Consider the following 20,865-nt stretch of genomic DNA (forward strand, 5'->3'; position numbering starts at 1 on the left):
GTCAAAGCTTATGAGTCATAATCTGTGCTTTACAACTCGTTGAGAGTAGGAATTTTTTGCCCGCGCCAACGCAGGATTGACCAAGCGTAAGCTTTTTGTAGCATGAGTTGGTCGGCAGCTTCCCGGAGTGCGGTAAGTTCCTGGCGTTCTTCGATCGTGAGTTGATCGGTTTCGTTTTTAGTTAATAGATAGGCGTGGCGATCGTGTTGCTGAGGAGAAATCGTGGCTTGAGCGATCGTCTGGAGGGCCTCGCTACTCAGGGTTTGGAGAGCAAGAAGGTGGGGTTGAAGCTCCGAAGGTGCGTTGTCAGGAGTGGGAGGGAGATTGCTGAGAATACTTTGTGTAATGAGAGCTTCTAGGGGTTGGTGGGTTAGGTTTGCAATGCGAGTGAGTTGCTGAAAAACCAGCTCGGGAAGTTCGATCGTGATGGACTGTGACATAACTGGTGGGCTTTAGAGCGAAGGATTCCTCTATTTTAACCAATGGAAATTTCATCCAAAGATCTGGGATGGAAATTTACTGAGGACACCTCGCGATTACCTTATCCAAGGTTAGAGGATGACCGAAACCCTACCAGTTTATTGAGTACTTCCTAATTTGTTATCTTCATTAAATTTTTAACGTTACTTTTCCTGCAATTCAAGCGTTAACTTTAAATACATTACTCAAATTTCACTTATTGATAGAGTCAATATATCTACTGCATCCAAAGTTGTACAAGTCCCTGAACATTGCGATCTATTGCGGACTAGGTTGGCTCGTGGTGGGTGTTTTAGGATGTAAGTAGATAATGTGTAAACCTCGGAGGTTCCTATGTTTTTGATGCATAAACCGACAGGTACGCTTGTTGAAGTGCTGACCCTTCCCGACCTCTTCGATCCATTCCAAACGGAAATTACCGGGCAACGGCATGCGGGGGAAGAAATGCAAGATCCGTTACCGTTTTTGAAGGCAGAAATGGTTTTCCCATCCGGTGAAGCACTCCCGACCTGTTGGATCAATTCCCACTACCGGGAACAGATGACTCAATCGGCAGCGAAATTCGCGGTTAGGGCTTAGTCGTAGCATCGATCGCGTGATAGTGTCGATGAATGCTCAGGATCGATCCTTGATCGCTAAACCGTTGCTGATTCAATTGGCAGAATTGATGCAATAACATCCTATTTGCCTCGATGCAAAAAAGGGAACAGGCTAGCTGCTCCCTTTTCCTACAGTTGAATCACTGAGTTGAATTACTGGATGGCTCGATCGTGCGTTATTCGATCACGTCGATCGTACCTGTCGATCGTCAAGCGATCGCCCCTACCCTTGTACCTTCATCGCCTTAGCCAATTCTGCGGCAACGAGGGGACGGGAGAATTCTGGCGGCGGTAATTCCCCACGACGCAGCATTTCCCGCACCTTGGTACCTGATAGGTGAACCCGTTGCTCGGGGGTGCTGGGGCTGGTTTTCACCGTGGCCATGGTATTTGTCACTGTGCAGTAGAAAGCGTGCTCAAACTTCAGGGGCACAATGCCGATCAACGCGGGATCGAACTCGTCAAAAATGTATTGAGCATCGAAGGTGCCGTAGTAGTCGCCCACACCCGCGTGGTCACGACCAACGATGAAGTGGGTGCAACCGTAGTTTTTCCGGATGAGTGCGTGGAAAATCGCTTCACGAGGCCCCGCGTAGCGCATCGCTGAGGGGTTAATCCCCAAAATGACCCGATCCTGGGGATAGTAATTTTCGATCAGGATTTCATAGCAGCGCATCCGGATGTCTGCCGGGATGTCATCTTCCTTCGTGGCACCTACGAGCGGATGTAGGAACAACCCATCCACGATTTCCATGGCGCACTTCTGAATGTATTCATGGGCGCGGTGCACGGGGTTGCGGGTTTGGAAGCCGACGATCGTATGCCAGCCCTTATCCAAAAATGCCTGACGAGAGACAGCGGGATCCAACTGGTATTTCGGGAAGAGGGGATGGGGATCCCGTTCCAGCAACCAAATGGGGCCGGCCAGATTAACATTGCCCTGTTGGTACACCACCGCCACACCGGGATGCTTTTCATCATCGGTGCGATAGACGTTGACGGCTTCCTTCTGCTTGTCGTAGGTATATTTTTCCGTCAGTTGCAGAACCCCGATGTAGCGTCCGGTAGAGTCATCCAGACGTACATAGCTACCTTCTTCTAAAGGCGCGGCCACTTCTTCCGTCACAGACAGCGTAATCGGAATCGACCAAGGCAGACCATTGATGAGGTGCATATCCACCACCACACTGTCATAGTCCTGTTGGTTCATAAATCCGGTCAATGGGCTAAAGCCCCCGATCGCAATCATGTGCAAATCGGAAACCGCCCGCTCATCCAAGGCCACACGGGGCAGAAAGTCTGCTTTGCTGAGGAATTCTTCCTTTTGGGCTGGCGTTGCGATGCGGTTAATCAGTTCCCCACCGTGGGGAGCAATGCTGTCTGGACGGTGATACTTGGCCATGGGTTCTCTAGGGATTTCAACTCATTGCAAGCTTTGATCCTACCAGAGTCTTAACCCACCCCTAAATCTCTCGTGAAAACATCTAGGGTCGATCGGGGGATAGAGATTTTGGCAGGAATTAAGCGAACTCAACCGATCGGTAAAAATCGGCGGGTTAGGCGTATTTTTTCAGCAGCAGCGCTAACTTTTCCTTGGTTGCAGCAGGGACTTTATCCATGGGGGTCAGCACCGCATATTTCAAGGCGGAATGGGCCTCCGATTCAAATAAATCAGTACTCAAGCGCCGCACCACTTCTTTGATCACCGCTTGGGCGTTGGTGGCATTTTTATGCAAATTGGCTACCACCATATCCACCGTCACGCTGTCATGGTCGGGGTGCCAGCAGTCGTAGTCCGTCACCAAAGCTAGGGTGGCGTAGGCAATCTCGGCTTCCCGCGCCAGCTTGGCTTCCTGCAAATTGGTCATGCCGATAATCGTTGCGCCCCAACTGCGGTACAGGTTCGACTCCGCCTTGGTCGAAAACGCAGGGCCTTCCATGCAGACGTAGGTGCCGCCCCGATGGATGTCGATGCCTTCGATCGTGAGGCTTTCGGCTGCATCCGCCACTAGGTTCGCTAATTTAGGACAAACAGGATCGCCAAAGGTAATGTGGGCAACAATGCCTTCCCCAAAAAACGTAGACACGCGGTTACGGGTGCGATCGATAAATTGATCGGGAATCACCATGTCCAAGGGTTTCGCGGCTTCCTTGAGGGAACCCACCGCCGACGCTGAAATGATGTATTCCACACCGAGGCTTTTCAGGGCGTAGATGTTGGCGCGGAAGGGGAGTTCCGTCGGCAGAAGTGTATGGTTGCGACCATGGCGAGCCAGGAATGCCACGCGGGTGCCTTCCAAGGTGCCCACGATCAAGGCATCGGAGGGTGCCCCGAAGGGAGTTTCCACCGTGACTTCTTCCACATCCTTGAGCGCATCCATCTTGTAGAGGCCGCTGCCGCCGATAATGCCAATTTTGATATCCTGTGCCATGGGTCTAAGTTCGTGTGACTAAGTTTCGGTGTGCCTGAGTGAAAAAGTTGCCAGCGCGCGCAAATTGAACAGCGTCTAGGGTACAGGTTGCAGTTCCCTAGGGCAAGTCCTGATTGTTGATCTAAGCCACCTCTGGATCACGCAAGAGCCAAACGCCGGTGTAGGTCATGCCGCTATCATCCGGTTGGATCAGCAGGAAATGTAGGCCCTTAGCCGCCTGCTTGCGTTCCATAAACGTTTCCCCGGCTGTACGCACTTCTGGATCGGCCACCGTGGTGAGAATGTGCCGATCGCGTTCCCCGGCCCGCAAAATCACCCCATCCAATTCCCCCGCCACATAATTGACCGCGATCGGTTCCACCCCTGCTAACCAGCGCGCCAAGGGCATGGACTTGCGGCCCCCGTTGATCACCACACCGGGCAACAGCTGGCTGGACGCGAGGCCCACCCGCAAGGGGTCGTGCATCTCCGGCAGAAAAGAGAGCGGAATGGGCCGATCGAGGAACAGATCCAAAAAATCTCCAGCGACGATACTGGCAAACCGCCAACGATCGCCCCAGAGGGTTTCGGGAATGGGTACGGGGGGATTCAGCATGGTATCTCGTGCTTCAATACGTCAAATTGACTATCCAAAATTGACTATCCAAAGTAGAAGTTTAAAACCATGCCGGAAATAAAGGTTAACTGCGCCGCGATCGCAAACAGGTAAACGATCGCTCTGGGTTTGAACATGGTCAACATCAGTCCTACCCCTTTCAGGTCAATCATGGGGCCAAAGACCAGGAAGGAAACAAGAGAACCCGTCGTAAACGAAGAGGAAAACGACAGCGCAAAGAACGAATCTACGGTAGAGCAGATCGACACCAATGCCGCCAGCAACATCATGGCCAAAACGGAGGTCACGGGATCTTGGCCTAAACTTAAGACCCACTCGCGCGGTACAAAGGTTTGCAGCAGCGCCGCCACCAAACTACCAAAAATTAACACGCCCGCCAGTTCCCGCAGCTCCTGTACCATGCCTTCTACCAATAGCCGCAGCCGCAGCGACAAGGGTTGCTTGACCACATCGGTGAAGGCTGCCTGGAGGGCGATCGCGTCTCCAGTGGGCAGAGGTTGGTTGGATTGGCCGAGGAGAAACATCCCGGAGCCTAACAGTGGACTGGAGGTTTTCGGCTTGTTGGTTTCTAGAATTTTCCAGCTTGGAGTAGCTTGCGGTTCCTGGGCAAGACGGTCTTGGCGGACGGTGATGGCGGTGGCAACGGCAGGGCGCAAAAAAGGCCGCAGATCTTTTTGAATGCTGAAGATCCAACCTAATAGCGTGGCGATCGCCAGGGATAAACCCACCCGCAGAAACACGACCTCCGGTTGATCCCGAAAGGCCACCCAAGTCGCCCAAATCACAATGGGATTGATGACCGGAGCGGCCAGGAGAAAGCCGATCGCGACAGAGGCTGGTGCGCCTTGCATCAACAGGCGTCGTGCGACCGGAATGTTGCCACACTCACAGACGGGAAACAAAAAACCGATGCAACTGCCTGCCAAGGATCCTAGAAAAGCATTTTTGGGCAGTAGGGCGACCAATCTTCGTTCGCTGACAAAAAATTGTAGCAATCCTGAGAAGAGAACTCCCAGTAACAGGAAAGGCATAGCCTCTACGATCAAGCTGAGAAACAGAGTGAAAGCGCTGTTAAATTGATACATTACAGCCCTACAAACCTAGGAGAGGATAGCTTAGGGATCATAGCGCAATCGGGAGACGATCCAATGGTTTCTGTGCAGGGTGGCCCGATCATGCTAAACCCCTAAGGTGCTGGAAATCACCTCAGGGGCTAGGAAAGTTAGAAAATTGACGTAATTGCTGTCCAATTACTGGATTTTGACCCAATAGCCTTGAACTGGACTAATAAGCCACTAATAAGCCAACGTTTCCAACGTTTCTCTTAAATACAGATGGACGAGGAAATCTAAACTCACGGATTGTAAGCGCTGGTCTTGGCTGCGATCGAGCCGCCAGCGTTGAAACCCTGAACTGTCCGCGATCGCTCGTTTGAGGCTATCCCAAACCTTCGCGTCAGAGAGACCCTTATCTTGGTTGGACATGTGAGAACTAGCCATAGACACCTTAAATAAATCTTTGAGGAAAACAGCGAACCGCGAAATCTACAAACGTTCTGAGGAAAAGGCGAATGAACCAAGGTCTGGCAACCACAGCCTAACAAACAAAGCTGGATGAATAATTCCTGATGAACCGTACTTGATAAATGGTGCTAGTGAACAATCGGATTAGATCGCGTTTGGAACTCAACCTACGGGTGACGGGTGCAGATCTAGTTTAACCTTTCTTCAAGATCGGCTAAAACCCGTTGAATAGCTGTATTCTGAACAACAATTTTTAGACAAACTTCTCCCTGATCCTACCGTTTTACGCGGGTGTCGTGGGAAGAATTTGATTAACTTTTAGACCCACGATAGTAAAGTTCTGTTTTATCGTGGGGACGGTGAGCGGCTCTGCGGCAGCAAAATGCTCTTCGCCTGCCAGCATCACTTGAACAACACTGAGCGGAACTTCCAAAAAAAGCGTGGCTAGAAAAAAGGCGATCGCGGCGGCGGGTAATCGCAAAACTGGAGGTATCGGCAAGATCGCAGTTGCTAGTGCAGCCCAACTCTGGATTTGCCACAATAGAACGCCTAGGCCGATCGCGCCCAGCAACAACAGCAGTGGGTTTCGGCAGGTTTGAAACAGGGACAAAATTTTCTGTTGATTGGGGGTGAGTGCGTCGGGATGGATAGCAATCACGAGGATGCTATAGATATAAAACGGCCTTTGCCATTGCATCCAGAAAATGGGCAAGCTGCCGATCACAAAAATCAGCAAGAATTCTACGATCGCGGAAAAGCTGGACGGTGCAGACGCTAAGGCAATCCCGCAGCCTAGGAGAGCGATCGGAACCACCACAATTCCAGATAAGTGGATCCACAAATAGGGATCTAACCAAAATTGATTTATTTTCATGGGACTTGAAGCGTCACAGTATCCCAAATCACAGTTCACTGAATTTGATTATCCCCTGTTTTAGCCCAACGGGCTAGATCGCTGGAGAGGTAAGAATGAGCTAGCCCTAGGAATTGAATCTTTGATCGAAGGTTTAATCGATCAGAGATTCCCCCTTCAGTGGAGCTAAGCCTAACCTCTCCCAAGCGGTTAAAGGTTAGTTGCAGGAATAGGATCCAGAGACTGCCCTCACTGAGACAACGTTATTTTCTACGGAAGTAACCCTGAACTGCTCAACGGCGCGGCCTCCATAGGCATTCACTCCATAGCTGACATTAATCGTAGAACCGACTGGGATTGACCCAGGGTTCACTCTTTCGCTGGAAGAAAGCGCTGTTGAAACGCCCTCTGCCCGTGCTTGAGGGGAGGCATTACAACCGTCCAGCATATTGTTCGTAATGAATAGACTAATGTCTGATGTCGTTGTGTCCCCGCCTCCTGGCTGCACTTCTCCACCCAAATTTTGGGAGTCCCAAGAAGGTAGATTAAGCAATTCTCGGAGCCTATCCCAGGAGATGGTGCTGGGGCGTTTTCCGACCACGGTCACGGTGGGTAGTTCGGTTTCAGCTTGGGCCGAAGGTGCTACAGCAACTCCACCAGCAACAATGGCTGTTAACAAAAGTAATCCTTTGAAGTTGTGAATCTTCATGATTTTCAGGGGTGAATTGCGTGAACAAACGGTCACAGAGTAACCACCCCTGTATATCTACGGATACAACACAGCTTATGCAGACGATTCAACCCAGTGTTGCGACTGTGTTGCGACTGTGTTACGACCGTGTTGCGGTGGCATTTACGGAGCCTGTCCTGATCGGTTGAGATTCGGTCAGTGAGCGATCACCCCGCAATGCCCGATCGCAACGAGAAGCTATCCGATCGCCGCTAGGATCGCCTCGCCCATGCCTTTGCAGCCTACCGCGATCATCCCTTCTGACATGATGTCTCCGGTGCGATATCCCTGATCGAGAACGGTCACCACGGCTTGTTCGATCGCTTCCGCCGCTGCGGCTTCATTCAGGTCATAACGCAACATCATCGCCGCACTGAGGATTTGGGCGAGGGGGTTCGCTTTATCCTGTCCGGCAATGTCGGGAGCCGATCCATGTACAGGTTCGTACAAGCCCGGTCGGGCGGAACTGAGGCTGGCGGAGGGCAACATCCCAATACTGCCCGTCAGCATGGCCGCTGCATCGGAGAGAATATCGCCAAACAGATTGCCCGTCACGATCGTGTCAAATTGCTTGGGATTGCGCACCAACTGCATGGCCGCATTGTCCACGTACATGTGGGTCAGTTCTACGTCGGCATACTCCGCTGCCAGAGCGGTGATGCGATCGCGCCACAGTTGCGACACTTCCAGCACATTAGCCTTGTCTACGGAACATAGCTTTTTGCGGCGTTTTTGGGCGGTTTCAAAGGCCACCCGACCGATGCGATCGATTTCCGATTCGCTGTAGACCATGGTGTTAAACCCACGCTTTTCCCCCGTTTCCGTTTCCACGACGCCGCGCGGTTGCCCAAAGTAAATGCCGCCCGTCAGTTCCCGGACCACCATGATGTCCACGCCTTCTACAATTTCCCGCTTGAGGCTGGACGCATCCACCAATTGGGGCAGAATCGTGGCCGGACGCAGGTTAGCAAATAACCCTAAGCCTGCCCGCAGTGCTAATAACCCCGTTTCTGGGCGCTGGTGACGAGGTAACGTATCCCACTTGTAGCCACCGATCGCAGCCAGCAGGACAGAATCACTTTGTTTACAGGTTTCTAAGGTCGCTGCGGGGAGCGGCTCTCCCGTCGCGTCAATGGCGGCTCCCCCCACAAGTGCTTCCTGAAACTCAAACGCAAGATTAAACTTTTCGCCAATGCGCTTTAGTACCTGAACGGTGACCGCCATAATTTCAGGGCCAATGCCATCTCCAGGAAGCAGTGTAATGCGGTAGCTTGCCATGATTGTCCTTCGCAGATCCGTCGCAAATTTTCCGTCCTTCACCTTAGAGGAAAAGGGATCCTAGAAGCAATCGATTTAACCCATGAGCACTCAAAACTGGGAGGCAAATATTGAGAGGGTGTAGCGGTGCTGCGGAACAAGGACAGCGAAGAGAGCACCCGATCGGGTGCCCTGTCAGTCCGATCGTTACGATCGTTTAGAGAACCACTTTACGGGTTTGGGATTTTCGGTTTTCGCAACGGTGGGTTCATTGAAGATGAAAGAATCCAAACGGGTGTCCACGGGAACTGACTTGCGGGGGCTATCCACCTCCCGCCAAATAGTCACGTGTTCCTCATGCTCAACCAGTAGACAATCAACCCCTTGGGCTTGACTTTCGCGACAGAGATTCATCGCCACGGAATATACCCGTCTTGAAAAGGTCTCGCCCCGGTGAAACACCTGTCCCCCAAATTCCAAGCGGGATTTACCGCGATAGGGGATTTTTTGACTTTCTAATTGCTCTGTGGTCAAGATCAACATGCTCAGAACTCCAAAGGTAGATGCAATTTATTCGTAGATCCCGTCGATCGTCAGATGGGTCTAAATGCCCCTCGGCTTAAGATGATTCAGGGATCGGGAGGGGGATCGCCATGGGCCGCCATCACCCATTGATTGAGGATAAGGGCAGTGATTGAATCTAATAAATTGCAGTCATGTAATTGGCAACCAATAATTAGCAAATAATTAGCAAAAAAGAGAAAAAATTGAGAAGTGATCTGAGAAGCTGCCGCAATCAGCAGGACAAAACTCCTAGGACAACAGTTGCGGATGACCGGAGTGGCTCAGCCGTGGCTCAGCATGGCAATACACCAGCCCAGAACCTAGCGGGAGATACTATGGCACCCCGATCGTGGAACGGGGAAGTTGATTATTTGCCGCTTAAGCTTAAGCGATCGGGATCTGTTGTCTTTTTTGCTGAATGGAACGAGTCAAGCCAGTGAGTGAAGCAAAGGGTTGTAATGGGTGCCAATGCTGTAATTGTTGCCATTACCATCTGTCCCAATACTATTAACTTCCGTGTATTGGAACACACTAAATTAGAGCATCTTTACAAATCTTGGGAAGTCTACCCTAGGGAGTATCTGTCGTAAAGTCCTGCACGGTTCCCCCCAATCCTTCGACAATTAATCGAGTGTTGACAACTAGCATTTCCACGTAGGAATCGCCTGCGTTTCCGGGAACACCGATCGAATCTGCAAATAAGGGTTGTTCCGCCAGTTTCACTTTGGCTTCTTCAGCAACGGTTTCAATCAATGCGGGATTAATCGCCGTTTCCGCAAAAATGGTTGGAACGCCCGTCGATCGAATGGTTTGAACCAATTGCTTGACGGTTTGGGCGCTGGGTTGTTCTTCGGTACTGATGCCGATGAGGGTGCCGACGACCGTTAAACCGTAGGCTTGGGCGTAGTATTGAAACGCATCGTGGGTAGTCACCAGTTTGCGTCGTTCCGGTGGTAGGGTTTGGATTTGCTCAGCAATCCAGCGATCGAGGCGTTGCAGCTCAGTTATCAAAGCTTGGGCGTTTTGGGTAAAGCGATCGCGGTTTTGGGGTTGTAGATTGATGAGTTCATCGCGAATCACTTCGACCATACGCATGGCATTTTTGGCATTGCCCCAAACGTGGGGATCGGGCACAAGCTCCCCTTCTTTGTCTAATTTGAGGGGCGTGATAACTTCGCCCACGGGAATTTTTTTGGCGTTGAGGGCATTGGCCTGCATCAGACGAATGAGTCCCGGTTCCAAGTTGTAGCCGTTATACAGCACCAAATCGGCTTTTTCCAGCGTGACGGTGTCCTGGGGAATGGGCTCGTAGGTGTGGGGATCATCCCCCGGTTTCAAAATTCCTTGCAGGTCAATATCATCTTTGCCAATGCGGTGGGTGAGATCCGCCAAAATTGTACTCGTTGCGACCACGCGGGGTTTACGGGTTCCCTGGGGAGAGGATCCAGGTAGTTGACAACTGCCCAATCCGATCGCCAGCACACCTCCGATCGCCCCTAACATGGCTCGCCTGCTCCATTGGGCAGGCTGAAATCGAGCAGGCTGAAATCGGGCAGGCTGCGATCGTTGAAGCCTTGTCGAAATCCGGGAGGCCGAATCCAGGGTACGCAGCTTAAGCCGGAGAGAAAAACGTGCAGCCATAGGGATGGGAACCGTAGGGAACTAGTGATAAGAACTTTTCATAATCCTTTCATTTTTTGCGCTACATTGGAATTAGGTTTTCATAATCCTTTCATTTTTTCGCTAGTTAACTTTTCGCTGGTTGACTTTTCGCTAGTTGACTTTGCGCTAGTTGACATCCTGGGCTCTGCTCCCTCGGCCTGGATGGTGCGCCTTCAATTCCTCACACTCAATTCCTCACACTCAATCCCTCCATCAACTCCTATGCTGTCCCTTCCTTGGTTCCAGATTCCCTCCAGCCGTCTCTCTAGCCAAAATGCTCGTCAATCCTTGGTTGGTTTACCGGGTCGATCGCCGGGAGCCCCAGGCCGCCACTTATCTGAGCAGCAGCGCGATCGATCGGGATCTCAACCCAGCGATCGACCCCAGGAAATTTTGCGGGTGGACAATATGACCGTGCGCTACCGCAGTGTGCTGGCACTGGAACAGGTGAGTTTTGGGCTGGATGCGGGCAAGATGCTGGGCATTTTGGGAGCCAATGGTGCAGGAAAAAGCACCTTGATGAAGGGGATTTTGGGGCTGACGCCTACGGTGTCCGGGCAGGTGTTTTACGATGGGCAACCGTTTCAGCAGCAGCGCCATCGCGTGGCCTATGTGCCGCAACGCAGTCAGATTGATTGGGCCTATCCAGCGACGGTGTGGGATGTGGTTTTGATGGGGCGGGTTCGATCGGCGGGGTGGCTCAGTCCGATCAGTGCGCCGAGTCGTCGGATTGCCATGGAAGCATTGGAGCGCTTGGGCATGGCGGATTATCGCGATCGCTCGATCGGGGAATTGTCCGGTGGGCAGCAACAGCGGGTGTTTCTAGCACGGGCGATGACCCAGCAGGCGGATTTATTTCTCCTGGATGAACCATTTGTAGGGGTTGACCAAAGGACGCAAACCGTTATTTTTGATTTGCTGCGGGAATTAACCCAGGAAGGGAAAACGATTTTGGTGGTGCACCATGATTTGGGCGCGTCATTGAATCATTTTGATGAATTGCTGTTACTGAATCGTCGTCTCATTGCCCAGGGCGATCGGGCTACGGTTATGACGCCGGAGAATTTACACCAAGCCTATGGCAGTTTTTTCCACTTACCCCAAGCTGCCTAGTGTCGCGTAGTTTCCCTGTTAGAGTGCGCTGTGATGTTGGACTTATTAAATGCATTGGTAGAACCGCTGCAATATAGCTTTATGCAGCGATCGCTGATTGTGGCGGTTTTGGTGGGGGTGATCTGTGCGTTGGTGGGCAGTTACCTCATGGTGCAACGGTTGGCGCTCCTAGGCGATGCCATTAGCCATTCCGTTCTGCCAGGGTTGGCGATCGCGTTTATGACGGGAACCAATTTATTTGTCGGAGCCTTTATTGCAGGAATCCTCAGTACGGTCGCCATTACCTGGATTCGGACGCGATCGCCAATTAAGGAAGACGCTGCGATGGGCATTGTCTTATCTTCCTTTTTTGCCTTGGGAATCACGTTAATTACGGTAATTCAAAAAAATAATAAGATTGACTTAAATCACTTTCTGTTTGGCAATATTCTTCAAGTGACCCAGCAGGATGTTCGGGATACGGCGATCATTGCTGCGATCGTGATTGTTTTAGTCATTGCGCTTTACAAAGAGTTGTTGTTCTATACCTTTGATCCGCTCTCGGCGCAGGCGACGGGCCTTCCGGTGCAGTGGTTGAATTTTGGGCTGATGGTCTTGATTGCGCTGACGATCGTGGCCAGTATGAAGGCGGTGGGCGTGGTGCTGGTACTCTCGTTGCTGATTACACCGGGTGCGACGGCTTACCTATTAGCGCCACGATTGCACCAGGTCATGGTGGTGGGGGCAGTGTTAGCGGTAATTGCAAGCGTTAGCGGCATGTATCTTAGTTATTTCTTTAACTTGCCGTCGGGTGCTGCGATCGTGTTGGTGATTTCGGGCTTTTTCCTATTGGCGATGTTATTTAGTCCGCGCCACGGTATTTTGGTCAGCCAATGGCGCGATCGGCAGGTACCGCCCCCAGAAGCTTCTTAACGGCTTTTTCCTGAAAGTTACTGGCCTGTTTCAAGATGCAGCAGGCGATCGCTGCTGGAGGACCTGTGTCCGTGAAGAATAGTCGATCGCCTATAGTATTGTGTATACCAACTGTGTATACCAACTGTGTATGCCAACGGGCGAGATCGAACTTGAAGGGCAATTCTTGCTGCGTCTCCTGGCCACGCCCCACCCCACCCACCATGACTCTATCGAACACTCTCCCCAGCCACTCTTTTCCGTTGGAACCCACTGTCCTCAAACGGTGGACGGTGCAAGACTACCACCGCATGAGTGAGGTGGGCATTCTCGCCCCTAACGAACGGACGGAACTTATTGCTGGACACATTACGCTGATGGTAGCTAAAGGAACGGCCCATGTGACTTCACTACACCTGCTGGCGAATACCCTGCGGGATTTGCTGGGCAGCACTGCGTTAATTCGGACGCAAGACCCGATTCAACTGGATGATTTTTCTGAGCCAGAACCGGATCTTGCGATCGTGAAGGGCAATATTTTGGATTACGCAGATCATCATCCTTGCCCTAGGGATGTCTTGCTGGTGGTTGAAGTGGCTGACTCTACCCTGAAACAGGACTGCGAAATTAAAGATAAACTCTATGCTCAAGCAGGCATTCCTGAATACTGGGTGCTAGACCTGAAAAATCGCCAACTTCACATCTTCCGCAACCCAACTGCCACCAGCTATACCAGCCATCTGATTCTTACCGAACCTAACGAGGTTTCTCCCCTGGAATTTCCTCATCTCACCCTTACCCTCAGTGATCTGCTGCCACCCGTTTACTAGCCACAGGAAGCCCAAATTAGATGGGAAGTAGTTCAATCATGGCCTCGGGGAAGAATCTCTATCCAAACTCATATCGCTGATTGACCCAGTAGTGCTAGTCGGACTGCCTGGGGTCAGGTCTTAATGCACTCTAGGCAATTGGAAGCAGCTGTGGCTGAATTTAGCCAAGCGTTTGCCATTGACGAAAAACTTGGCAGCATCTATGGGTTAAAGGTTGTAACACGAGATCTGACCTATGCCTTAATCAGATTAAATCGGCAACAAGAAGCATTGAACTATTACGATCGAGCAATCACCGCAACAAACAACCATCCTGATTTGATTCGCTTACGCGATCGTTTAATGAAATAACCCAATTTAAGGAATATCGTCATCAGTCCTAGCCCTTACTAGAAACCTGGCTATCTCCATATACCCAACTAGAGTCAATCATCCTTGACATCACCTCTGATATGACTGCGGATGAAATCGCCCAACTTCCTCAAGATGGTGCTGAACAACATGATCACTACATCTACGGCATTCCCAAAAGACCTGTATGAAACAACTCTTTGCAGATGCCTCCTCATACAGTATCGGGGGCTGTGGCCAGTCAGCAAGATGCCAACCAGCCCAACCATGATCGCCATTGACTCCGATCGCCCGTAAGACTCTGATTTCCTAAGGCGTCGCGATTTCCTAAGGCGTCGCGATCGCCGCTTGCTGGGTCATGGCAGCCTGACGATCGGTAGGAGTCGTTCCCCGAATGGCCCGAAACATTCCAAAACGGCACAGTCCAGTGCCAAAAGCCAGTCGCATCAACAGAATTGTGGGAATTTCCCGTACCGATTTGACCAAACCCGAGAACCCAAAGCGCACCAAGCCTGCCGGTCGAACAATACCCTGCCAAATGGAATCCAACCAAGAGGGAAGGGTAGGTTGCGTCCAGTCGGCAGTTACCACTTCCCCAGCGACCCATTCCGTTGCTTCGAGGCATTCCGCGAATCCCTCAATGCTGGCAAAGGCTGGATGAGCCCATTGGTCTAGAAGTTGTTGCATGACGGGCTTTTCCCAAAAATTTAAGGGCTTTTGCCGATCGTCCCGTTGATTCCAGTCCGCCACAACAAGAATTCCACCCGGCTTCAACACCCGCAGCAACTCTTTAGCAAACTGGGCTTTGTCGGGCATGTGCGGCCCTGCTTCGATCGACCAGACCACATCAAAACTCCCCTCGGGAAACGAGAGGGCCAGCGCATCATCCACTTGAAAGGTTGCATTCACCCCTGGCGGAGTCAATTCTTGGGCGCGTTTGACTTGCTGCGGACTGATGGTGATCCCGGTGACCGCAAAACCATAGTCCCGTGCCAGAATGCGACTGCTGCCCCCAATGCCACAGCCCACGTCCAAGACCGTCGTTCCGTGCGGCAAGCGATCGAGGCCACCCCATCGCACCATTTCATGCACAAAGTCTTCCTTGGCTTTGAGGAAATCCTTTTTGCGGGGGGGCGTTCCATAGTGACCCAGGTGAATGTGCTCGCCCCAGTAGAATTCCAAAATGCCGTCATTCGTCCAGTCATCGTAGGAATTGGCGACGGAATCGGCGGATTGATATTTGCGAGGAAAGAGTAGGTATAGCGCGAGTCCAAGACCGAGTAGCCCCAGGAAGAACGCGATCGTGTAGGTGGTGCCGTAGAGAAGTGTCAAGAAAGAAATTTTCATCACGTAAAATGTCTGGGTGCGGAAAATAGCTGCAAACGCTGAAGAATATAATGACTCTGGATGGGTAGCTATTCAAGCTATCTTCTCAAATGCCAAGTCTTAGCAAACGGGATGTGAAAACCCTGTGAGTTCTAAAACACAGTTCCGGCAACTGAGTCTGCCAGTCCAGGAAAAGCCCCCGTCTTCCGTTCGCGACAGATTCAATAGATTCAATCGTCGCTGTGCTTCAGTTAGCGTTGTCATAGCCTCAGTCATTGCAATCGGCATCAAACAGAGAAGATTAGAGCTCATCGATCGAACAGAATAGGTGATGCAATTAATTTTAGCACTCGCTGATTTTGGGTTTAGAAGCCGCGATCGACCCTGTGCTCCCCTTGAGTTGAAGAATTGAAGCGGCTTTGGGAGTCTGGAAGATACGATAGCGGAGTACCAAGATGGCGACCTAGATGCATAATGCATAATGATATAAGTCATCCAATCTGATTGTTGATGGTACTTTGCTTGTTATTTGCTTATGTCCCCATTGTTGCATCATGCGTGTTTTACACAACGTAGCTATGAGTATTGAAAATTGTTGGGATATTGCTTAGGGGAGGAGATTATGATTGTTAGAAATGTTGACCTATCGATCGCCCAAATTAAAGAACTCTGCGATCGCTGGCGGATCACAGAATTTGCCCTATTTGGCTCAGTTTTGCGGAATGACTTTCAACGGAAAGATGTTATCGGAATGCGAAATATCCTAATTCATCAATACGATCAGGTGGATACAGAGGTTATATGGGACGCAATTTGCCAAGATATTCCAGAATTAATCAGCCTCATTCAACCTTTGTTATAAATGACTGTTATAAATGATGGCCCTTGCCCAATCGTCTGACCAAGCCGCTTCAAAACTGGCAGTCCGTGGCAGAGTGCATGATCAAATACAAATGGGGCAAATACCCGCAATCGTCCTCTATTTCAGCCAGGGTTATCATGGCCTCCGTCACTGCAATAGCCGTGAATCAGTGGATACACCACACAAAGCCCCTAGGGCAACCACCAGGTAACTCCTAGGGACTTCGTGTTGATATCATTTAAGAGGTTCGATCGAACCTCCGTTTTGACCCGCTGTGCCTTAACCTGCTAACTGGATCGATCGAGTCACCAACGTTTCCGCCGTAATGCCATTCAGCGCCATTAACTCGCCCGCAGAAGCCGTGGTTTCCCCACGCTTCCAGGAGACGACATCCCGCTTCACGCCACTCCGCAGCATAATTGGTTCCAGCATATTGGCAGGGCCACCCGTCACACCAATCAACGCATCCCCACCAAACAAGGCATCGAACCCGGCATCATCCAAGAAAGTCCCATCGGGTTCCGACGTGGTATCCCACAGAACATCCGTAGGCCGATAGAGACGACGGGGATTAATCACTGAGACGATGCGCACCCCGTACCCCTGGGCTTCCAACTGTTGTGCAGCGGTATATACCGGGTTGAGTGTCATGTCACCCACCACAGCAAAGACAACCTTCTTACTGCCATCACTTTCGTGTAGAACAACGCCACCCTTTTCCAATCCTTCCCGCGTTTGGGAAAACGTTGTCCGAATTGGCAACGGAGATTTGCTAGCAGTAATCACGATCCCTTTGTTCGAAGTGCCCAAGGCCCAGTCGTAACAGACTTGGATACTGTTAGCATCCGGTGGGAAGACGGGAAACACATTCCCATTGCGCATCATGGCAGCGAAATAGGCTTCCACCTCCGGGCGTTGGTGCGTCCAACCGTTGCGACCCTGTTCCAGCGCCCCTGCGGTAAACAGCGTAATTGTGGAAGGGGTGGGGCGACGCAGTTCCGCCATGGCCTGGGTCACGGTTTGCCAGATGGGAAGACCGTTGATCGCGAAGGATTCGTAGGAACACCAAAGGCTGCGTCCGCCAAACAGGGCCAGACCCGCCGCTAGACCTGCGCAAGCATCTTCATTCAACGGTTCATAGACCTGACCACCGGGGTGCTGGTTGTACAGCGGATCTTCCGTGGGGTGAATAATTTTCAGGGTTTGGTTGATATTGGCCATCCCCGAAGCTTCGTTGCCATCGGCATTGGTGACGACAAATGCGCCATCCTGCTGACCCACATAGCCCACCAGTTGCCCCATCACCGTCGTGGAAACCTTGGCATCGCCGCCGATCGCGTATTCTTCCAAGGGCAATTGGCCTAGTTCAGGTAAAGGCCGAACAAACTCAGTCACCACCGTTTTGCTAGCGGGGCCACCGCCTGCCCGTTCGCAGTTGGTGCGCACGAGATCCCAGGCTTCCGGCGACAGGGCACAGGACTGCATCCCAGCGACGATGTCAGGATTGTCTAGGGTGTGGTGGGCGTAGAGGTTGTGGGATTTCGCGCCCCGCGCATGGACGCCTGCACCTTTGAGTTGCTTGATGATCAGCACCGTCAGCTTGCCGCCGAGGGCCGATTGAGCCGCTTTATCCGCTGCGGCCAGGATTGCCTGCCCAAAGGCCAACCGCTGCTCAAAGGAGAACAGCGTGCTATCGACGTAGTCTCCCGGCTGGTTTTGGTCGTCGAAGTCCTTTGCATCCACTAGGATGACTTCTGCAAACCCATGGGCTGCCCAGTAGTCCGTCATGGCTTGGTTAGACTTCAGCGACACCATGCTGTGGTGTTCCTGGGAATAGCCGTTCCAGACCAGGATGGGTAGGAAGTTGGTGACCGTGGGGTAGGCGGTGTTGAAGTGGGCGATCGCGCTCATGATGTAGGGTTCGCCCAGGCCGCCATCGCCGATCGTGCAGGGGAACAGGACGCCGGGATGGAGAAACGCCCCGGCCATGGCAAAGTGTTGTCCCTGACCCAGCGGCCCCGCCGGAGCCAGCAAGCCGGGAATTTGGCCGGAGAGGTGCCCCAGTAATCCGTGGCGTTCCCGGAAGCGATCGCGCAGATTTTGCACAGTTTGGATGCCCATGTCTTCTAGGGACTTGTCCAGGAACATGGCGGAGTAGAAACCGGGGGCATGGTGACCAACTTCGGTGACAAAGTTCTTATGGCCCAACATGACCAAGGCGGCATAGGCTTCGGCTTGGCTGGCAAATCCGCCGGGGTGCCCTGATGCTTTGCTGCCCGTCATCTGGAGGATGAGATACCGCAGTGCATCGGCATAGAGCAGGGTTTGGTAGGCAGCGGCGGGATCGGTGGAATCGACGGCCTTGGATCCTGGGGCGATCGCCGGGGTCTTGCCGTACTGATCGAACCCTTGGGGCTGCTGACCAAAGTACTGAATGCCTTCACAGAATGCGGGCATCGAAGCGGAGGTTGCGGTCATGGTGGGTACCTAATGCTTCAAAAGAGTCAATACACCATGGTACACACCTTACTTAACAAAATTTTGCCTTTGTTCCTTGGGGTTTCTAATCGTTGCCTTCAGAGAAACCTATGGTAGGCAGTTGGAAGACTTGATGCTAGGCCAATGGTCGATCGCAGTGGCCTAGAGGGGGATTTAGGGAAATCGGAACACATGCAATCGACAACCTTTTCGATCGACAGTAGTGCCCTGACGTAAAGGATGGAGAAAAATAATCTTAAGCTGACAGGTGTCTGCTACAAAGCTTTCGACAAAGTCTGATTATTCTTCATCCTTTGAGAAATAGGACTACCAGTCTGGGCAAATGATGCCATCAGTCTGCTCCATTCCTTCTAGAATGCCCGGTGTTTTATTTATTTGGAAGTCTCTTACGTCGGTTGCTGGAATGGGTGAATCATCCCGATACCAATTGCCCTCGCGTTTGGGGGAACAAGCCTGTCCGACTGGCTAAAAACTGCCATCAAAGGGCTTTTCGGTAAGATAAACTGATCAGTTACGCCGCTGCGGTGGCTGACTGCCCAAATTTTGCACCGCGATCGCGGCACTCAAGGGTCGCCCTTTAACACTAGTAACCGCCAGACAAATTGCCGCTTCCCCACGACTAACTACTGTTTGAGGCTTAAACAAACGAGTTTTGCCGTAGGTTCGTTCAAGACATTTTGCTGGGTTCTGGCTTTCAACCACGATCGCGGCAGCATACTTTTCGGAAACTTGCTGGTAGTCTGTCCAGCCCCAGCGTTTGGCGATTGGCTCCATTACCCAAAAGTCTTTTTGGGCCGTATTCTTATGCTTTTCGACGAGTTTTAACCGATCGAGTAAGGATGCAGGCTTATCAAAACCGACCTTAATCGCAACCATTTGCTCGCGGGTGAGTGGGTCGTCCGGCTTGAATTGACTATCGGTGTAACCCGCAACAAAACCCGCATCAACTAATCCCTGAATGTAAGGGAAATTTGTATGGGTCGCGGCAACATCAGGAAAGGTAGCGGTTGCAGTGCGGGCGAGTTGAATCGTCTGTGGGTGCGTGGCGGGATTGGTTTGTACAATAGCATTGTGAGATCGGACTAACCAGCGGACAAACTCCCCACGAGTAATGGGTTGATCTGGCTGAAATTGACCACTAGACGCTGGCTCAAAGACATTGAGCTGAGCTAAATCAAGAATTGATGGCGCGGCAGGATGGTTATCAATATCGCTGAAACGAATGGGTGTCGGACTATTTTGCGGACTCGCAGATGCTGTCGGAGCAGGCAACGGATTGCTGGGTGAATTAGGGGATTCGCCAGTACTTGCCGGAATTTCTGCACTGCTGCTAACGGGTACTGAGGGCACTTGCGACATCGGTTTACGCCCTGTACAAGCCATTAGCCCAGTCAGACTTACCAGAATCATAGCCATTTGAATCGATAACACAGATTGCATTTTAGTTAACCTCCGATTGAGATCTTCGTAGATTGAGTTGAGTAATATCTTCGATTACATCGGTTAGTGTGATAATCGATCTAAGCACCATATATATACATCATCATCTTTGTAAGCTAATCTCCGATTATCAGGGTTGAAGGCGATTGCATTAACTTTTGTATGATCTAGTAGGCGCATTACTGTGTGCTGGGCGATTTGACGAATGAGGTGACTATGGTGTTCCGATATAAACTTTGACTTACTATTTTGTTCTGGACAAATCACTACTTGAAATTCTGTATTAAGACTTAAGGCTACTTCTTCTATGTGTTTTTGGGAGGTAGGGTGGAGATAACATCTGCGGTTTGGTTATTGATAGCTAGTGGTTTACCTGAATGAATATTGTATTGCAGTGTAATATCTCGATCTTGTAATCGACTATGTTGGTCACCAACAAACTTGATTTTCTGCAATTTGATCTGAACCCTTTCCCTATACCGAGTGGGTTCATGGTTTATGCACAACCAGGCCCATAAGAATTAAAATTCTCAAAGAGACAATATGAGACTTGTTTGGAAATAAATAAGGGATAATAAGATGACAGGGCACTACCCTTGAACAGATGCAATCTCAGCAACAGTCCATCCATGACGCTCAACTGATCTCTTTCTCTATGGCAACTTACAAACGACAGACATTCAATCTTCGTCGAATGCTTTGTAGCAGACACCTGGCAGCTTAATACCAAATCAACCTGTGATTGCAACCCATGACGATCCCCCTAAATCCCCCTTAAAAAGGGGGACTTTGAAAGAATTTGACTAAATTCCCCCCTTTTTAAGGGGGGCTAGGGGG

At 51.2% G+C, this 20,865-nt stretch carries 21 protein-coding genes; 6 read left to right on the plus strand and 15 right to left on the minus strand.

Going from position 1 to position 20,865, the window contains the following annotated elements:
- Positions 1-29: 29 nt before the first annotated feature.
- Complete coding sequence (locus tag H6G21_RS16805; RefSeq protein WP_190574579.1) at positions 30-440, minus strand: hypothetical protein; 411 nt, start codon at positions 438-440, stop codon at positions 30-32.
- Positions 441-813: 373 nt separating this feature from the next.
- Between H6G21_RS16805 and H6G21_RS16810 the strand changes: the two genes are divergently transcribed.
- A complete protein-coding gene (locus H6G21_RS16810) occupies positions 814-1,059 on the plus strand; it encodes an acetyltransferase (protein ID WP_190574580.1) in 246 nt (81 codons plus the stop codon).
- A gap of 243 nt (positions 1,060-1,302) precedes the next feature.
- Here the strand turns inward: H6G21_RS16810 and sat are convergent, their stop codons facing one another.
- The 10 genes from sat to H6G21_RS16860 all read right to left on the minus strand — a co-directional run bounded on the left by sat (position 1,303) and on the right by H6G21_RS16860 (position 10,695).
- A complete protein-coding gene (gene sat, locus H6G21_RS16815; protein ID WP_190574581.1) occupies positions 1,303-2,481 on the minus strand; it encodes a sulfate adenylyltransferase in 1,179 nt (392 codons plus the stop codon).
- 154 nt (positions 2,482-2,635) lie between these two features.
- Entirely contained in the window at positions 2,636-3,511 is an 876-nt protein-coding gene (locus H6G21_RS16820; RefSeq protein ID WP_190574582.1) for an S-methyl-5'-thioadenosine phosphorylase, read from the minus strand.
- Between the two features lie 121 nt (positions 3,512-3,632).
- Positions 3,633-4,106 (minus strand): Tab2 family RNA-binding protein, encoded by a 474-nt coding sequence (locus H6G21_RS16825; RefSeq protein WP_190574583.1) that lies wholly within the window; start codon positions 4,104-4,106, stop codon positions 3,633-3,635.
- A 44-nt stretch (positions 4,107-4,150) separates the two neighbouring features.
- Entirely contained in the window at positions 4,151-5,212 is a 1,062-nt protein-coding gene (locus tag H6G21_RS16830) for a permease (protein ID WP_190574584.1), read from the minus strand.
- Positions 5,213-5,422: 210 nt separating this feature from the next.
- Positions 5,423-5,626, minus strand: coding sequence for a hypothetical protein (locus tag H6G21_RS16835; RefSeq protein WP_242041890.1), 204 nt, complete (start codon positions 5,624-5,626; stop codon positions 5,423-5,425).
- Positions 5,627-5,933: 307 nt separating this feature from the next.
- On the minus strand, positions 5,934-6,524 hold the full coding sequence (locus H6G21_RS16840; RefSeq protein WP_190574585.1) for a low-complexity tail membrane protein: 591 nt from the start codon (positions 6,522-6,524) through the stop codon (positions 5,934-5,936).
- Positions 6,525-6,720: 196 nt separating this feature from the next.
- Positions 6,721-7,248, minus strand: a complete 528-nt coding sequence (locus tag H6G21_RS16845) for a hypothetical protein (protein ID WP_190574586.1) — start codon at positions 7,246-7,248, stop codon at positions 6,721-6,723.
- Between the two features lie 183 nt (positions 7,249-7,431).
- Positions 7,432-8,514 carry a 3-isopropylmalate dehydrogenase gene (leuB, locus tag H6G21_RS16850; RefSeq protein ID WP_190574613.1) on the minus strand — a complete coding sequence of 361 codons (1,083 nt, stop codon included), beginning with the start codon at positions 8,512-8,514 and terminating at the stop codon, positions 7,432-7,434.
- Between the two features lie 183 nt (positions 8,515-8,697).
- On the minus strand, positions 8,698-9,033 hold the full coding sequence (locus H6G21_RS16855; RefSeq protein ID WP_190574587.1) for a hypothetical protein: 336 nt from the start codon (positions 9,031-9,033) through the stop codon (positions 8,698-8,700).
- 591 nt (positions 9,034-9,624) lie between these two features.
- The gene (locus H6G21_RS16860; protein WP_242041891.1) at positions 9,625-10,695 is read right to left on the minus strand and encodes a zinc ABC transporter substrate-binding protein; all 1,071 of its coding nucleotides are present in this window, start codon (positions 10,693-10,695) and stop codon (positions 9,625-9,627) included.
- A gap of 429 nt (positions 10,696-11,124) precedes the next feature.
- Between H6G21_RS16860 and H6G21_RS16865 the strand changes: the two genes are divergently transcribed.
- Together H6G21_RS16865 and H6G21_RS16870 are read left to right on the plus strand one after the other, a co-directional pair.
- On the plus strand, positions 11,125-11,829 hold the full coding sequence (locus H6G21_RS16865; RefSeq protein ID WP_347278036.1) for a metal ABC transporter ATP-binding protein: 705 nt from the start codon (positions 11,125-11,127) through the stop codon (positions 11,827-11,829).
- Positions 11,830-11,862: 33 nt separating this feature from the next.
- Positions 11,863-12,741, plus strand: a complete 879-nt coding sequence (locus tag H6G21_RS16870) for a metal ABC transporter permease (RefSeq protein WP_190574589.1) — start codon at positions 11,863-11,865, stop codon at positions 12,739-12,741.
- Here the strand turns inward: H6G21_RS16870 and H6G21_RS16875 are convergent.
- On the minus strand, positions 12,695-12,946 hold the full coding sequence (locus H6G21_RS16875) for a hypothetical protein (RefSeq protein WP_190574590.1): 252 nt from the start codon (positions 12,944-12,946) through the stop codon (positions 12,695-12,697). The genes H6G21_RS16870 and H6G21_RS16875 overlap by 47 nt on opposite strands.
- Here H6G21_RS16875 and H6G21_RS16880 point away from each other — a divergent pair.
- Together H6G21_RS16880 and H6G21_RS16885 are read left to right on the plus strand one after the other, a co-directional pair.
- Positions 12,945-13,550 carry a Uma2 family endonuclease gene (locus H6G21_RS16880; protein ID WP_190574591.1) on the plus strand — a complete coding sequence of 202 codons (606 nt, stop codon included), beginning with the start codon at positions 12,945-12,947 and terminating at the stop codon, positions 13,548-13,550. The genes H6G21_RS16875 and H6G21_RS16880 overlap by 2 nt on opposite strands.
- 150 nt (positions 13,551-13,700) lie before the next feature.
- A complete protein-coding gene (locus H6G21_RS16885) occupies positions 13,701-13,901 on the plus strand; it encodes a hypothetical protein (protein ID WP_190574592.1) in 201 nt (66 codons plus the stop codon).
- Between the two features lie 327 nt (positions 13,902-14,228).
- On the opposite strand, the gene H6G21_RS16890 is transcribed toward H6G21_RS16885, so the two are convergent.
- Positions 14,229-15,248: a methyltransferase domain-containing protein gene (locus H6G21_RS16890; RefSeq protein WP_190574593.1), complete on the minus strand. Its 1,020-nt coding sequence runs from the start codon at positions 15,246-15,248 to the stop codon at positions 14,229-14,231.
- A gap of 601 nt (positions 15,249-15,849) precedes the next feature.
- Here H6G21_RS16890 and H6G21_RS25435 point away from each other — a divergent pair.
- A complete protein-coding gene (locus H6G21_RS25435) occupies positions 15,850-16,089 on the plus strand; it encodes a HepT-like ribonuclease domain-containing protein (RefSeq protein WP_199307280.1) in 240 nt (79 codons plus the stop codon).
- A gap of 279 nt (positions 16,090-16,368) precedes the next feature.
- Here the strand turns inward: H6G21_RS25435 and H6G21_RS16900 are convergent, their stop codons facing one another.
- Both H6G21_RS16900 and H6G21_RS16905 read right to left on the minus strand, forming a co-directional pair.
- Complete coding sequence (locus tag H6G21_RS16900) at positions 16,369-18,567, minus strand: phosphoketolase (RefSeq protein WP_190574594.1); 2,199 nt, start codon at positions 18,565-18,567, stop codon at positions 16,369-16,371.
- A 528-nt stretch (positions 18,568-19,095) separates the two neighbouring features.
- Positions 19,096-20,028: an S-layer homology domain-containing protein gene (locus H6G21_RS16905; protein WP_190574595.1), complete on the minus strand. Its 933-nt coding sequence runs from the start codon at positions 20,026-20,028 to the stop codon at positions 19,096-19,098.
- Positions 20,029-20,865: the final 837 nt, after the last annotated feature.

It is taken from the genome of Alkalinema sp. FACHB-956, assembly GCF_014697025.1.
Lineage (GTDB): Bacteria > Cyanobacteriota > Cyanobacteriia > Leptolyngbyales > Leptolyngbyaceae > Alkalinema.

Coding starts and splice junctions, on each gene's coding strand:
- H6G21_RS16805 (WP_190574579.1), bottom strand. CDS start 440: ATGTCACAGTCCATCACGATCGAACTTCCCGAGCTGGTTTTTCAGCAA.
- H6G21_RS16810 (WP_190574580.1), top strand. CDS start 814: ATGTTTTTGATGCATAAACCGACAGGTACGCTTGTTGAAGTGCTGACC.
- sat (WP_190574581.1), bottom strand. CDS start 2,481: ATGGCCAAGTATCACCGTCCAGACAGCATTGCTCCCCACGGTGGGGAA.
- H6G21_RS16820 (WP_190574582.1), bottom strand. CDS start 3,511: ATGGCACAGGATATCAAAATTGGCATTATCGGCGGCAGCGGCCTCTAC.
- H6G21_RS16825 (WP_190574583.1), bottom strand. CDS start 4,106: ATGCTGAATCCCCCCGTACCCATTCCCGAAACCCTCTGGGGCGATCGT.
- H6G21_RS16830 (WP_190574584.1), bottom strand. CDS start 5,212: ATGTATCAATTTAACAGCGCTTTCACTCTGTTTCTCAGCTTGATCGTA.
- H6G21_RS16835 (WP_242041890.1), bottom strand. CDS start 5,626: ATGGCTAGTTCTCACATGTCCAACCAAGATAAGGGTCTCTCTGACGCG.
- H6G21_RS16840 (WP_190574585.1), bottom strand. CDS start 6,524: ATGAAAATAAATCAATTTTGGTTAGATCCCTATTTGTGGATCCACTTA.
- H6G21_RS16855 (WP_190574587.1), bottom strand. CDS start 9,033: ATGTTGATCTTGACCACAGAGCAATTAGAAAGTCAAAAAATCCCCTAT.
- H6G21_RS16860 (WP_242041891.1), bottom strand. CDS start 10,695: ATGGCTGCACGTTTTTCTCTCCGGCTTAAGCTGCGTACCCTGGATTCG.
- H6G21_RS16865 (WP_347278036.1), top strand. CDS start 11,125: ATGACCGTGCGCTACCGCAGTGTGCTGGCACTGGAACAGGTGAGTTTT.
- H6G21_RS16870 (WP_190574589.1), top strand. CDS start 11,863: ATGTTGGACTTATTAAATGCATTGGTAGAACCGCTGCAATATAGCTTT.
- H6G21_RS16880 (WP_190574591.1), top strand. CDS start 12,945: ATGACTCTATCGAACACTCTCCCCAGCCACTCTTTTCCGTTGGAACCC.
- H6G21_RS16875 (WP_190574590.1), bottom strand. CDS start 12,946: ATGGTGGGTGGGGTGGGGCGTGGCCAGGAGACGCAGCAAGAATTGCCC.
- H6G21_RS16890 (WP_190574593.1), bottom strand. CDS start 15,248: ATGAAAATTTCTTTCTTGACACTTCTCTACGGCACCACCTACACGATC.
- H6G21_RS25435 (WP_199307280.1), top strand. CDS start 15,850: ATGATTGTTAGAAATGTTGACCTATCGATCGCCCAAATTAAAGAACTC.
- H6G21_RS16900 (WP_190574594.1), bottom strand. CDS start 18,567: ATGACCGCAACCTCCGCTTCGATGCCCGCATTCTGTGAAGGCATTCAG.
- H6G21_RS16905 (WP_190574595.1), bottom strand. CDS start 20,028: ATGCAATCTGTGTTATCGATTCAAATGGCTATGATTCTGGTAAGTCTG.